The organism is Brachybacterium sp. UNK5269 (genome assembly GCF_049266655.1).
GTDB lineage: Bacteria > Actinomycetota > Actinomycetes > Actinomycetales > Dermabacteraceae > Brachybacterium.
Genome location: NZ_CP184883.1, coordinates 680601 through 694109, shown reverse-complemented (window position 1 = coordinate 694109; position 13509 = coordinate 680601). Strand labels below are relative to the sequence as shown.

Below are 13509 nucleotides of genomic sequence, written 5' to 3'. Positions count from 1 at the left end.
AGTCTGCGCGCATGGGTTTCGGCGCCTCACGGTCCATCGCAGGTCTCTGCTCGCTGGTCGGCGGTGCCGGGACCAGGCTGCGGCGGGCGCGGGGGCACCGCGGACAGCGGGCCCGGCGCCGGGCGATCCTCGCCCCCCTCGATACCGGGGGCGCCCTCGGCGCAGCGGTCACCGCCTGGATCTCCACCTCCCCGAGCCTGCTGCCGCGCACCTGGTGGATGTGGACGGCGAACATCGGCTTCTCCGAGATCTACGGGTACGCGGCCGGCACCCTGCTGGGCCGGCTCGGGCGCGGCGCCGCGAGGGCGATCGGCCTGCAGGTGGAGATCGCCCCGGACCACCGCCGCCGGGCCCGCTGGGCCGGCGCCGGCGCCCTGGTGGCCATCACCGCCTACTCCTGGGTGCGCGGGGTGCTGCGCCAGCGCGAGATCAGCCAGCTGGTCCAGCAGGAGCCCAAGAACCTCGCCACCCATCTGGTGGGCACCGCGGCCGGGCTCGGCGCCTCCGCCGGGGCGCTGGTGGTGGCGCGCGCGGTGATCGCCACGGCGCGCCTGTACCGGCTGCTGCTGCGGCCCTACCTGCCCGCCCGGCTGCTGGGCACGGCCTCCCTGCTGCTGACGGCCGCCACCGTCGCCGTGCTGCTGGAGCGGCTCGTGCGCGGCGGCATGCTGGAGCGCACCATCGAGCGGGCCGAGGTCACCAACGCCCTGATCTCCCCCCAGCTGGCCCCACCCACCTCGGCGCTGCGCTCGGGCGGCCCGGGCTCCGCCGAGACCTGGCAGTCCCTCGGCGCCGCGGGCCGCAAGATCATCGCCGGCGGCGCGGACCGCGACCGGATCGCGCAGACCCTCGGACAGGAGGCGCTCGACCCGATCCGGGTCTACGCCGCCTCCTCCACCGAGCGCTCCCTGGAGCGGACCGTGGACGCGGTGATCGCCGAGCTCGACCGCACCGACGCCTGGGACCGCGAGGTGCTGGTGCTGTTCACCGGGACCGGCACCGGCTGGCTGCAGGAGTGGTCGCTGTCGGCGATCGAGTTCCTCACCGCCGGGAACTGCGCGACCGCATCCCTGCAGTACTCCTTCCTGCCCAGCCCCCTGGCCTACCTGATCGACCGCCGCTCCCCCAGCGCGCCGGTCTACTCCTGCTGCACGCCGTCCGGCGCCGGCTGGAGACGCTGCCCGCGCAGCGCCGCCCCCGGCTCTACGTGGCCGGGGAGTCCCTGGGCTCCTTCGGGGGGCAGGCCGCCTTCCGCGACGTCCAGGACATGCTGACCAGCATCGACGGCGCCGTCTGGACCGGCACCCCGAGCTTCACCCCGCTGTGGCAGCAGATCACGGCCGGGGCCCGGCCCGGCTCCCCCGCCGTCGCCCCGATCATCGAGGACGGCCGCCACATCCGCGTGGTCACCCGGCCGCGCGACCTGCACCGGAACTACTGGGGCGGGCTGTACGAGCCCTGGCAGCAGCCGCGGGTGGTGTACGCCCAGCATCCCTCGGACCCCGTGGCCTGGTTCGACCTCTCCCTGCTGTGGCGGGAGCCGGCCTGGCTGCAGGAGCGGGTGGGGCACGACGTGACGCCTGCGATGCGCTGGTTCCCGTGGATCACGTTCTGGCAGATCGCCGCCGACATGCCGCTGTCGATCCGGGCCACCGGCGGCCACGGCCACTCCTACCACGAGGAGATGGTCCCGATCTGGTCCGCGGTGCTCGGTCAGGACGTCCCGGAGGCGCAGCGGGCGGCGCAGAACCGTCGCCTCCGCGCCGTCGTCGAGGCGATCCGGGAGACCGTCCCGCGCCTGTGAGTCAGGGCAGCGGGCCGGTCGCGACCGGCCTGGCGGGATCCGCGCTCCACTGCGACCACGAGCCGGGGAAGAGCCGCAGCCGGGTGAAGCCGGCCTGCTCGAGGGCCAGCAGGTCGTGGGTGGCGGTCACCCCGGAGCCGCAGTACACGATGGTCTCCCGGTCCGCCCGCACCCCCGCGGCCTCGAAGCGCCGGCGCAGCGCCTCCGGCGCCAGGAAGCGGCCATCGGGGCCGAGGTTCTGCGAGAACGGCAGGTTCACGGCGCCGGGGACGTGACCGGCGCGGGGGTCGACGGGCTCGACCTCACCGCGGTAGCGCTCGGCGGCGCGCGCATCGACGATCAGCGCGTCGCCGGCGGCGACCTCGTCGGCGCTCGCGATCCGGTCGGCCGGCCACGGCCGGGCGGGGACGTCGCCCGGCTCCGGGCGCACGTCGCCGGTCTCGAGGGGTCCGTCCCAGGCGGCCAGGCCCCCGTCCAGCACTGCGGCGTCGTGGCCCAGGGCCCGCAGCATCCACACCAGGCGACCGGCGGGGGCGCCGTCGGTGTCGTCGTAGGCGATGACCACGGAGTCCGTCCGCACCCCGGCCCGGCGCAGCGAGGCCGCGAAGTCCTCCGGCGCGGGCAGCGGGTGACGGCCGGCCTCGGGGCGCGCGGGCGCGGCGAGCTCGGTGGTCAGGTCCACGTACACGGCGCCGGGCAGGTGAGCCTCGAGGTAGGTGCCGTGGCCCTTCGAGCCGTCCAGGGCCCAGCGCACGTCGAGCAGGTGCACGGGGCGCGCGGTGGGTCCCTGCAGCGCGTGCAGGCCGGCGGGGTCGATGAGGGGCGCGATCACGGGGGCCTCAGGCCTTGACCTGCAGGTCGACCCGGACCAGGCGGTGGTCCGAGGCGGGGAAGGGGTGCTGGCCGGTGAGCTCGCTGCCGGGCGCGCCCGGCTCGGGCCAGTACACGGCCGAGGTGACCACCTGCAGGGTCCGCTCCGGCAGCACGTAGTCGACCCGCAGGTTCCCCGGGCCGGGCTCGTCGGCGAAGTCGGCGGTGTCGAGGGCCGCCTCGCCGGTGTGGTCGGCGTTCGCCGCTCCCTGCACCTCGCTCGCCTCCACGGCGCCCCGGCTGCGGGGGCGGGGGTCGCGCACGCGGGGATGGGAGAGCAGCTGGTCGATCGCGCCGGGCCAGGAGTCGCCGTCGGCCGGATCGGAGTTGTAGTCGCCCAGGATCACGAAGGGCTCGCTGGGGTGGAGGCCGCCGCGGACCCCGGCGTCGTCGAGGATCCAGCGGGAGCGGCGGCCCGGGCTGAGGTAGTCCGCCCACAGCCGGATCTCGTCGCTGTTGCGGCGCTGGTTGCGCTTCTCGGGGCCGTCGAAGCTGGGCGGGGTGGGGTGGGCGGCCAGCAGGTGCAGCGTGGTCGCGCCGATCCGCACCGGCACGTCCCAGTGGGACTTCGAGCTCAGCGGCAGCCGGGCGGCGATCTCCGGGCCGTAGAACTCGGCGGGCAGGAGGTTCCCGGGCATGTCCGCCCAGCGCAGGTGCTGGAAGGTGCGCACCTGCTCGGTGAGGATCGGGTGGCGGGAGAGGATGACCATGCCGTACTGGCCGGGGAACTGGCCGAAGCCCCAGGCGTCGTCCGGGCCGCCGACGGTGCCGTCGCGGTTCAGGTCGAGCCCGCTGGGGACCCCGGTGTTCACGGGGGCGGTGAAGGAGTACGGGTAGAAGACCGGGGTGCGGCCGTTCTGGGAGACCTCGAGGTAGTGCCGACGGAACAGGTCCACGCCGCGTCCCTGCTGGTCGTGGTCGAACTCGTTCAGCAGCAGCACGTCGGGGTTGTTGACCTGGATGATCTCCGCGACCGCCCGGATCTGCGGGTCCGCGCCGGTGGCGAGGTCCTCGAGCAGCTGCCCGGGCCGTGATCGGTTCAGGGAGGCGTTGAAGGTGGCGACCCGCAGGTCCGTCCGGCCTGCGCGGCCCCGGCGCTGGGGCGCGGGGGCGGCCTCGGCGACGGCCGTCAGCGGGGCCCCGATCCCGGCGGCGGCGGCCACGGCGAGTGCTCGGCGGCGGGAGAGGCGCGGTGTCATGCCCCCCATTGTGCACGGACTCGGCGCGCCGAGGACAGCCGGGTCGATGCCACACTGGGGGCATGAGAATCGCGTTCCTGGGCACCGGTCGCATGGGCACCGAGCTCGCCCTCCACCTGATCCCCGACCATCAGCTCACCGTCTGGAACCGCACGGCGGAGCGCACCGCGCGCCTGGCCGAGGCGGGGGCGGCGGTCGCCGCCAGTGCCGCCGAGGCCGTCGAGGGCGCCGAACTGGTGATCACCTCCCTGTTCGGCCCCGAGGCGGTCCGCGAGACGGTGATCGCGCCCGCGCTGATCCCCGCCGGCCTGCCCTGGGTCGACACCACCACCGTCTCCCCCGCCGACGCCGACGAGTTCGCCGCCGCCGTCCCCACCTACGTGGGGGTGCCGGTGATCGGCACCCTCGGCCCGGCCCGCAGCGGCAGCCTCGGGGTGTACGTCGGGACCGCGGACGCCGCGCTGCGCGAGCAGGTGCTGGCGCTGGTGGCGCCCTGGGCGGATCCCCAGCGCCTGCGCGGCGTCGACTCCGGCCGGAAGGCGGCGACCGGGAAGCTGCTGGCGAACCTGGCGCTCGCGGTGAGCGCGCAGGGGCTGCGGGAGGCGCTCGCGCTCGGCGCGGCCTGCGGCAGCTCCGCCGAGGAGACCCTCGACATGCTGGGCTCGACCGGGCTCGCCTTCATCGCCGGCATGAAGGGGGACTTCGTGCGCGGCGAGCGCAGCACCGCCGGCGGCGACTTCACCGCCGACGCGATCGCCAAGGACGCCCGCCTGATGATCGAGACCGTCGCCGAGGGCGCGCCGCGGCGGCCGGGCGCGGACCTGCCGGCCCTGCGCGGGGCGCTGGCCTCGCTCGAGGCGGAGATCGCCGCCGACCACGGCGAGCACGACTTCTCGACCATCCTGCTGCCGCAGGCCACGCCCACCGACGGCTGAGGTCCGCTCAGCGCACCGGGATCCGGCGCACCCGCTGGAGGTGGTCGGTGTCGTTGCGGCCCGCCATGCTGCGGCTCTTCTGGCGGTTGTTGGTGCCGATCCGCCGGTCGGAGCGGCGCAGGTTGCCGACGGAGACCTGGGTCTCCCGCTCGAAGTGGTGGCGCTTGTCGGTGTTGCGGTAGTAGCGGTAGATGCCGCCGTACACCGCCGCGAACACGGCCGGGCCGGCGAGGAACGGGAAGGCGATCCCGATCGCCCCGTCGCCGGAATCGGCCAGCAGCATCTGGGTCGCCGGATAGGCGGCCAGCTCAGCGAGCAGCGGGTGCACGGCATCCTCCTGGGGTCGTCTGCGGTGTCATCGTCGGCCTCATCCCGCCAGGAACCAGCCGAAGCCGACCACGGCGGCGAGCACCGCGGCGATGCTGCCCGCCGCGCAGGCCAGGGCGAAGATCTTCGGATGCGAGACCGGCACCGAGCCCATGGTGGTGCCGGTGCGGGCGTTGACGGCGATGTAGTGCACGAGCGAACCCTCGCCCTTGGCGGAGTCCGCGTAGCTGTACAGCCACACCGGCACGTAGACGGCGACCCAGCGGGTGCCGTGCACGGCCACCCCCTCCTGCTCCCAGCGCACCCCGCGGTCGTAGCGGTCGATGGTGGGCAGCGCCTTGGCCCGGGCGATCGCCAGGAACTTCTCCTCCACCAGGTCGTCGACGTCGCGCACGTTCAGGTCGCGGCGCTCGGAGGTGAAGTTCTTGAGGTAGTTCGAGTTGTAGGTGACCGCGTTCTCGGTGTCGTACGGCTGCACGGCGTTGAGGATGTTGTTCGTGGCCTGCTGGTTGTCCCGGGCGTCGAAGCGCTGGGCGGACTCGACGGTGAGGTCGTCCACCAGCAGGTCGAAGGCGCGCTGGACGTTGTAGACGTCGGCGTCGTAGTAGGTCTCGGTGACGTACTGGTCGTTGCCGACCTTGCGGCGCACCGTGTACTGACGGGTGGTGACCTCGCCGGTGCCCTGGAGGGATGCATGCAGGTTGCCGTCCACGACCATGTACGGGATGTATACGCCCATCACGTTGTCGGGGACGAACTCCGCCTTGAAGCGGGGGTGCGCGAAGGCCTTCCGCTGGCCGACGAAGGCGGCGATCCGCTCCACGGCCTCCTCGCGGGTGAGCTGGAAGGGCAGCACCGCATCGGGGACCGCCCCGTTGGGGATCTGGGTGTTGATCGAGAGGGTCTGGCGGCACCAGTGGCAGCGGGCCTGCAGCTGCTGCTCGACGTTGATGACGACCTCGGCGCCGCAGCCCTGGCACTTCAGGGTCACGGTGGTGAGGTCCTCGCGGACGTCCGCGGTGCCCGAGGCCAGGGTGTGGCCGCGCAGCTCCGCGATCGAGGAGTCGAGCCCGAAGGCCTGCTCGGCGTTGGCCTCGTTCCAGGTGTTCCGGCAGTAGGAGCAGGTCAGCGCCTTCACCGTCAGCGAGTAGTGGATGTCGGTGCTGCCGCAGCGCGGGCACTTGTCCAGCCCGTCCGTTCGGCCCGAGCTGGTGTCGATGATCCGGTTCGCCGAATGCTTGAGCGCGGCCTCGGCGGCGTCCGCAACCGCGTCGTCGCCCAGCATCGGCGGCTCCTGCTGCGGCCCCGTCCCGCCGGCACCGCCCTGACCGCCGGGCCACTGCGGCAGCGGCTGCGGGCCGGTGCTGGGGGCGCCCGGGGGCGTGAGGCTGCCGTCCCCGGCGGGCGCGGCCGGGACCGGCCCGCCGGCGGCCGGGTCCGGCGCAGCGGGCTGGGGCGGCCGCGCCCAGGGCGGGTCGGGCGGTGAGGAGGGGGGCTGGGTCATCTGCTCAGAGGCCGAGCGCGGCCTTCTTCGCCGCCTCGTAGTCGTCGGCGCTGATCAGACCCTGATCGAGCATCTGCTTGTACTGGGCGAGCTTCGCGACCGGGTCCTCGGCCGCGGGCGCGGCCTGCTGGGGAGCGGCCTGCTGCGGGGCCTGCTGACCGGGCGGGCCCCAGGGCTGGGTGGGCTGGACCAGCCCACCGGCGGCGCCGGCGCCGGCGCCGAACATGGCCAGCCCCGCGCCGCCGCCGGTCTCCCCGGCGGCCTGCACGCCGCGGGCGACGGACTGGTTGAGGTAGGAGCCCGAGCGGGCGCCGGAGAGGGCGTCGGCCTTCTGGACCTCGGTGAGCAGCTCGCGGGTCTGCTGGTCGTACTCGATCGAGGCCAGGGCCACCTTCACGATCGCCAGGCCCCGGTCGGTGGACCAGCGGTAGTTCTCCTCGACCGCGGCCGAGAGCGACTGCGCGAAGCCCACCGAGTCGCCCTGGATGCGGGAGATCCGGTTGCCCTTGTCGGGATCGTTCGTGTAGCGGGAGAAGGCGGCCGCGAGGGAGCCGACGACCTCCTGGAAGAGCTGGCTGCCGGCCTGGTTGTCGACGTCGGAGAAGTCGAAGACGGGGGCGTTCGCGGAGATGAAGCTCGCCGGCACGAAGTTGTGCACGAACAGCAGCGGGTCGATGATCCGCAGCGTGTAGGAGCCGCGGGTGATGGCGCCGACCTGCGCGTTGAGGTAGGCGTCGTCCCAGTAGATCTCCGACTGGGTGCCGAAGCGGTTGTCGGGGATCTCCTTGAGGCTCACGTAGAAGGCGAGCTGCTGGGAGGAGGGGCGGCCGCCGAACTTGAACCGCTCCCAGGACATCCCCACGGTCGAGGCCAGGAGGTCGCCGCCGGCGAAGACTGACTGCGCATCCGGCGACTGGTCGGTGAACTCGTAGCCGCCGGCCTCGGTGATCAGGCCGGTCGCCCGGCCGTCGACCACGGTGATCAGGCCGTACCCCTGGGGGACGATGATCTTCGAGCCGTTGGTGATGACGTTCTGCGAGCCGCGGGTGTTCGAGCCGCGCCCGGCGTTGGTGCCGCGCGGCACCGCCGGGAACAGGGCGGCCGTCTGCGGCAGCCCGTCGGGCACGGTGAGGAAGTCCTTCCACTGATCGGCGAGCATGCCGCCGAGCGCGCCCTTGAATGCCTGGATGAATCCCATGTGAGCTCCTTCGTCGCCCCGGAGTCTGTGATCGGGGCCATGCTATCCCGCAGCCCCGGGCCTCCGCTGGGTGCGGGGACTATCGTCGGCCGGATGGATCTGCACCGCGGACGCGAGGCGCTCGAGCGCCACCAGGTCCCCCTCTACCTCGCCGCCCTCGTGCTCGGCCTCGCGCTCGGGGCGCTGCTGCCCGCCGCCGCCCCGGTGCTCGAGGTGGCGGTGGAGCCGGCCATCGCCGCGCTGCTGCTGGTGACCTTCCTGGGCGTGCCGCTGACCCACCTGGGGGCGGCGCTGCGGGACGGGCGCTTCCTGCTCGCGCTGCTGGCGCTGAACTTTATGGTCATCCCGCTGCTGGCGGCGGTGCTCACGCGTCCGCTGGCGGGCTCCCCCGAGCTGCTGATCGGCGCGCTGCTGGTGCTGCTGGCGCCCTGCATCGACTACGTCATCGTCTTCACCGCCCTGGCCGGCGGCGCCCGGGAGCGCCTGCTCGCCGCGACCCCGCTGCTGATGGCCGGCCAGATGCTGGCCCTGCCGGTGCTGCTGCCGCTGCTGAGCGGCCTGGACGTCGCCGTCCTGATCGAGCCGGGCCCCTTCGTCCGGGCGCTGCTGCTGCTCATCGTGGCGCCGCTGGCGGGGGCGTGGGCGCTCCAGCGCCTGGCTGTGCGCCTCGACCTCTCCGCCACGATGGTGCCGCTGATGGTGGTGGTGCTGGTGAGCGTGGTGGCCTCCCAGAGCGACCGGGTGCTCGGGGCGGGCGCCCAGCTGGCGCGCCTGGTGCCCGTCTATGCGGCCTTCCTGGTGCTGGCCACGGCGGCCGGGATCCTGGTCGCCCGCGCGGCCCGGCTCGAGGTGGCCTCCGCGCGGGCGCTGACCGTCTCCGGAGCCACCCGGAACTCGCTGGTGGTGCTGCCGCTGGCCCTGGCCATGCCCGCCTCGCTGGCGCTGGTGCCGGCGGTGGTGGTCACCCAGACCCTGGTCGAGCTGCTGGGCATGGTGGCGCTCGTGCACCTGCTGCCGCGGCTGCTCAGGCGGTGATGTCGTACCGGGCCAGGCGCCGGGTGTCCCCGGAGCTCTGCAGGTCCAGCAGCTGGGCGTAGATGCCGCCGCTGGCCGCGAGCTGCGCCGGCGAGCCGATCTCGTCGATCACCCCGTCGCGCAGGGTGATGATGCGATCGACCTCCGCGATGGTGGACAGGCGGTGGGCGATGATCAGCGAGGTGCGTCCCGCCATCAGCTCGTCCAGGCCCTTCTGCACCTGGATCTCGGCCTTGGTGTCCAGGGCGGAGGTGGCCTCGTCGAGCACCAGCACCGGGGCGTCCTTCAGCATCGCCCTGGCCACCGCGATCCGCTGCCGCTGCCCGCCGGAGAGCTTCAGGCCGCGCTCCCCGATCACCTGCTCGTAGCCGCCGGCGAAGCGGCGGATGAAGGCGTCGGCGTTGGCGCGGCGGGCGGCCTCGACGATCTCCTGCTCGCTCGCCTCCGGCCGGCCGTAGGCGATGTTCTCGGCGATGGTGCCGGAGAACAGGGAGGCGTCCTGGAAGACCACCCCGATCCGTGAGCGCAGCTGGTCCAGCGGCACCTCGGCGCTCGGGTGCCCGGCCACCTCGATGCTGCCGGCGCTCGGCTCGTAGAGTCCCAGCAGCAGGTTCACGATAGTGGACTTGCCGCCGCCGGACTCGCTGACCAGGGCGATCTTCTCCCCGCGGGCGAGCTCGAAGTCGATCCCGCGCAGCACGTCCTCGCCGTCCTCGTAGGCGAAGTCGACGCCGCGGAAGGCGACCACCGGCGCCCCGGGCACGGATCGGACCAGGGCCGCGGCGGAGCCGGCGGCGCCGTCCGCCTCGCCGTCGCGGGACCCCTCCGGGCGGGCGGCCATCATCGCGGCGGTGCGGGGGTCGACCGGGGTCTCCATCACCCGGAAGTAGTCCCGCGAGCCGGCGATCGCGCGCTGCGCGGAGTCGATCACCCAGCTCATCGACTCCACCGGCGCCTTGGCCATGGTCATCAGCTGGATCAGCAGCACCATCTCGCCGAGGGTGAAGGCGCCCTGCACGGTGCGCACGAAGATGATCACGTAGATCGCGAAGAAGACGAGGTTGAGGAAGGCGCGGCGGATGACGTCCATCCGGTGCCAGTGGGAGGACTGCGCGCGGGTGGTGGCGTCGGTGGAGCGGAAGCGGCGGGAGAAGTCCTCGAGCTCACCGCGCTCGCGCACGAAGGACTTCACCACCCGGATCTGCCCCACCACCTCGGCGAAGCGGCCCGAGGCGATGTCGACCTGCTCGTTCTTCTGCGCCTCCAGCTTCTGCCACTTCACCGAGGTCAGGGAGGTCAGCCACACGTAGACGGGGAAGACGATCAGCAGCAGCACCGTCAGCGGCCAGGCGTACCAGGCGCTGATGGTGAGCACGGCGAGGGTGGTGATGAGCATCGAGGCGAAGGAGTTCGACATCATCTTCATGAAGTTCGTGACCTCGGTGATCGACCGGTTCAGCCGCGCCACGATGGTGCCGGTGATCTCGCTGTCGAACCAGCGCTGGGGCAGGTGCAGCAGCTTGTCGTAGTAGCGCACCGAGAGGATGGTGCGCATCCGGTTGCTCATGACGTCGCCGAACCAGCCGCCGACGTTCGAGATCACGGTGTTGGCGATCTCCGCCAGCAGCACGGCGGCGGCAATCAGGACCACGGCGCGCACCGCGGTGCCGGTCGGGGTCTCCCCCGCCAGGGCACCCGCGACGGTGTCGGTGGCGTGGCCGATCAGGAAGGGGACGGCCAGCGCCGCCACCGAGGTGAGCACCGAGGCGATGATGATTGCGGTGTACAGCGGGGCCAGGGAGCGGGTGAAGCGGACGATGCGCAGCAGGGACGACACCGCCTCAGCCTAGGCGGTGGCGGGCCCCGCTCAGTCGGTCTTCGGGCCGACGACGCCCAGCAGCACCCCGACCGAGACCTGCTCGCCGGCGCGGCGGCGGCGCACCACCCCGGTGGCCAGGGCGTAGGGGACGAGCATGACGAAGCCCACCGCGCTCAGCAGCAGGATCGCCACCACGATCGAGCCGTCGGCGGCGCCCGTGCCCTCCGCGCCGGTGCGGGCCACCAGCAGGGCGGCCGCGATGTTGCGCTGGCTGGTGAGGATGGCGGGCCCGTCGGGGACGGTGAGGGTGTCCCCGGCGAGCTCGCCGGCGGCGCGTCCGGTGAGGAAGGCCAGGGCCACCAGCCCGATCGCCACCAGCAGCACCGGCGAGAGCACCAGCTGCAGGACCAGCGAGGTGTTCGCGCCGAAGCCGGAGAGGAACATCAGCACCGCCGAGACGGCGGCCACGCTGCCGGCGATCCGGGCGCACAGGTCTGCCCGGTGGGGGAAGACGGCGGCGATGACGATGCCCGCGATCATCGGCGAGAGCATGGTGCCCAGCAGCAGCCGCGCCACCGCCCAGCCGTCCACGTGCACGTCCTGCAGCAGGAACGGCACCACCAGCGGCATGAACACGATCGAGCCCAGCAGCAGCACGGCCATCGGACCGGCGGTCTCGGTGTAGGGGATGCGGGCCATCGCCCCCAGCTGCAGGACGAAGGGCGCGCCGGCCGCGCACAGCGCGATCACGAAGCCCTCCGCGGTCTGGTGGGGGAGCAGTCCGTTCAGCAGCCAGACGATCAGGGTGCCGACGGCGGGGACCACCACGAAGTTGGCGCCCAGCACGGCCAGCACGGTGCGGCGGTCCCGCAGCTGGAGGCGGAAGGAGCGCAGCGGGGTGCGCAGCCCCATCGACAGCATCGAGGCGATCGCGAAGGCCGGCACGCTGATCTGGATCAGCAGGCCGAGCAGGGATTCGATCGTGTGCACCACGGCAGGGTACGCGGGTGCGCCCCGGCCGGCTCAGATCCAGCCGTTCTCCGAGGCGGTCCTCACGGCCTCGGCGCGGGTGGTGACCCCGAGCTTCCCGATCGCGGCGGAGATGTGGTTGCGCACGGTGCCCTCGCTGAGGAACAGGGTCGCCGCGATCCGGGCGGTGGTGCCGCCGGCCGCGGCGGCCTGCAGCACCTCGGTCTCCTTGAGCGTGAGCGGGCTGGGTCCCACCGCGAGGGACTGCGCGGCGAGCTCGGGGTCGACCACCCGCAGTCCCTGGTGGACGCGGCGGATCGCGTCGACCAGCCGTTCGACCGGGGTGTCCTTGACCATGAAGCCGTGGGCGCCGGCCTCCATGGTGCGGCGCAGGTAGCCGGCGCGGCCGAAGGTGGTCAGCACGATGATGCGGGGGCCGCCGGGGAGATCCCGCAGGCTCTGCGCGACGGCGATGCCGTCGGCGGGGCCGGGGGCGCCGTCCGCGGCGGTGCCGGCGGGCATCTGCACGTCCAGCAGCAGCACGTCGGGCCGGTGGGCGGCGACCGCGGCGAGGGTGCCCGCCCCGTCGGCCGCCTCCCCCACCACCTCGAGGTCGCTCTCCAGGCTCAGCAGGGCCACCAGTCCGGAACGGAGGATCGACTGGTCGTCGGCCACCACCAGGCGGATCATGCCGCCGCCCCCACCCTCGCGGTGAGGCGGGTGCCGTGCTCGGTGGAGCGCACCTCGAGGCGTCCGCCGGCGACGGCGAGCCGGGCCTCGAGGCCGCGCAGCCCGGAGCGGGTGGCGCCGGCGGGGATGCCCACGCCGTCGTCCTGGACGGTCACGGAGGTCTCGTCGACGGCGATGGTGGCGGACGTGGCGCGGGAGTGGCGCACGATGTTGGTGACCCCTTCGCGGATGACGTAGCCGAACAGCTCGGCGAGGTCGTCGGGCAGCGGCGGCAGGGCCGTGGGGACCTCGGCCTGGATGCCGACGGTGGCCAGCACCGTGCGGGCCGAGGCGATCTCGGTGGCGGCGCGCACGTGCTGCATGCCGCTGGCGGTGGCGCGCACGTCGGCGAGCGCCTGGCGCACCGTGGTCTCGATGTGCACCAGCTGCTCGCGGGCGGCGCCCGGGTCGGTCTCCAGCAGCCGGCGGGCCAGCTGGGCGGAGATGGTCAGGGAGGTCAGCGAGTGGCCGAGCAGGTCGTGGAGGTCGCGGCCGATGCGCTCGCGCTCCGCGGCGACGGCGAGGACGGCGTTGCGGTGCTGGGCGGCCTCGAGGCGCTCCTGGAGCACCTGCTGGCGGATGCCGTAGCCGATGCCCCAGGCCATCACGGTGCCCATCACCGCGAAGCCGGCGGCGATGTACACCTCCAGGGCGATCGCGAGGGCGATCACGCTCAGGGACATCAGCAGCATCGAGGGCACGGCCCACCGCCAGGGCAGCAGCAGCACATGGGTCATGGCCTGGAACATGACCATGTAGAGGAGGTTCGCGCCGAGCACGGGGATCAGCGCGAGCAGCAGGGCGGTGCCGAGGGCGAACCAGACCAGGCGCACCCGCAGCGGGTACAGCCCGATGCCGGTGGCGCCGACGAACAGCGCCGCGTACAGCAGCAGGATCACGGTGGCCACCAGGGCGCGCGGTCCCGGGGTCTGGATCCAGGCGATGGTGATCGGGAGCAGGACGAACAGGGCCGGCGGGAGCGCGAAGGCCAGCCCGCCGGACTCGCGGGCCGCGCGGAGCAGGGCGCGCGGGGTGAGGGGCCGGGCGGCGGCCTCGGCCTCGCGGCCGCGCTCCCAGTCCTCCCGGCTCGGCCCGACGGTTCTCTGCATGCTCGTCATTG

General features: G+C 73.5%; 11 protein-coding genes and 1 pseudogene. 3 read left to right on the top strand and 9 right to left on the bottom strand.

Translation table 11 applies throughout. The features are described from left to right. Positions 1 to 11 precede the first annotated feature (11 nt). Positions 12 to 1804 (top strand): annotated as a pseudogene (locus ACOJUI_RS03185) (alpha/beta-hydrolase family protein). A 1-nt stretch (position 1805) separates the two neighbouring features. On the opposite strand, the gene ACOJUI_RS03180 reads toward ACOJUI_RS03185, so the two are convergent. Then, on the bottom strand, positions 1806 to 2633 hold the full coding sequence (locus ACOJUI_RS03180) for a sulfurtransferase (RefSeq protein WP_422117603.1): 828 nt from the start codon (positions 2631 to 2633) through the stop codon (positions 1806 to 1808). Positions 2634 to 2643: 10 nt separating this feature from the next. Next, positions 2644 to 3873: an endonuclease/exonuclease/phosphatase family protein gene (locus ACOJUI_RS03175; protein WP_422116661.1), complete on the bottom strand. Its 1230-nt coding sequence runs from the start codon at positions 3871 to 3873 to the stop codon at positions 2644 to 2646. A 62-nt stretch (positions 3874 to 3935) separates the two neighbouring features. Here ACOJUI_RS03175 and ACOJUI_RS03170 point away from each other — a divergent pair, with 62 nt between their 5' ends. Further along, positions 3936 to 4808: an NAD(P)-dependent oxidoreductase gene (locus tag ACOJUI_RS03170; protein WP_422116660.1), complete on the top strand. Its 873-nt coding sequence runs from the start codon at positions 3936 to 3938 to the stop codon at positions 4806 to 4808. A 7-nt stretch (positions 4809 to 4815) separates the two neighbouring features. Here the strand turns inward: ACOJUI_RS03170 and ACOJUI_RS03165 are convergent, their stop codons facing one another. From ACOJUI_RS03165 to ACOJUI_RS03155, 3 genes are all read right to left on the bottom strand, one after another. Then, positions 4816 to 5136, bottom strand: a complete 321-nt coding sequence (locus ACOJUI_RS03165; protein WP_422116659.1) for a hypothetical protein — start codon at positions 5134 to 5136, stop codon at positions 4816 to 4818. Between the two features lie 39 nt (positions 5137 to 5175). Further along, on the bottom strand, positions 5176 to 6420 hold the full coding sequence (locus ACOJUI_RS03160) for a TFIIB-type zinc ribbon-containing protein (protein WP_422117602.1): 1245 nt from the start codon (positions 6418 to 6420) through the stop codon (positions 5176 to 5178). Positions 6421 to 6643: 223 nt separating this feature from the next. Continuing rightward, positions 6644 to 7837, bottom strand: a complete 1194-nt coding sequence (locus ACOJUI_RS03155) for an SPFH domain-containing protein (RefSeq protein WP_422116658.1) — start codon at positions 7835 to 7837, stop codon at positions 6644 to 6646. A gap of 93 nt (positions 7838 to 7930) precedes the next feature. On the opposite strand from ACOJUI_RS03155, the gene ACOJUI_RS03150 reads away from it, so the two are divergent. Then, positions 7931 to 8872 (top strand): arsenic resistance protein, encoded by a 942-nt coding sequence (locus tag ACOJUI_RS03150; RefSeq protein WP_422116657.1) that lies wholly within the window; start codon positions 7931 to 7933, stop codon positions 8870 to 8872. On the opposite strand, the gene ACOJUI_RS03145 is transcribed toward ACOJUI_RS03150, so the two are convergent. Genes ACOJUI_RS03145 through ACOJUI_RS03130 form a run of 4 tightly spaced genes read right to left on the bottom strand, consistent with a single transcriptional unit; the run spans position 8862 to position 13498 of the window. Next, positions 8862 to 10709 carry an ABC transporter ATP-binding protein gene (locus ACOJUI_RS03145; RefSeq protein ID WP_422116656.1) on the bottom strand — a complete coding sequence of 616 codons (1848 nt, stop codon included), beginning with the start codon at positions 10707 to 10709 and terminating at the stop codon, positions 8862 to 8864. The two genes, ACOJUI_RS03150 and ACOJUI_RS03145, sit on opposite strands and share 11 nt — an antisense overlap. A gap of 30 nt (positions 10710 to 10739) precedes the next feature. Next, positions 10740 to 11681, bottom strand: coding sequence for a bile acid:sodium symporter family protein (locus ACOJUI_RS03140; RefSeq protein WP_422116655.1), 942 nt, complete (start codon positions 11679 to 11681; stop codon positions 10740 to 10742). A gap of 33 nt (positions 11682 to 11714) precedes the next feature. Beyond that, positions 11715 to 12350, bottom strand: coding sequence for a response regulator (locus ACOJUI_RS03135; protein ID WP_422116654.1), 636 nt, complete (start codon positions 12348 to 12350; stop codon positions 11715 to 11717). Then, positions 12347 to 13498, bottom strand: a complete 1152-nt coding sequence (locus ACOJUI_RS03130; protein WP_422116653.1) for a sensor histidine kinase — start codon at positions 13496 to 13498, stop codon at positions 12347 to 12349. Before ACOJUI_RS03130 ends, ACOJUI_RS03135 begins: the two co-directional genes overlap by 4 nt. Positions 13499 to 13509: the final 11 nt, after the last annotated feature.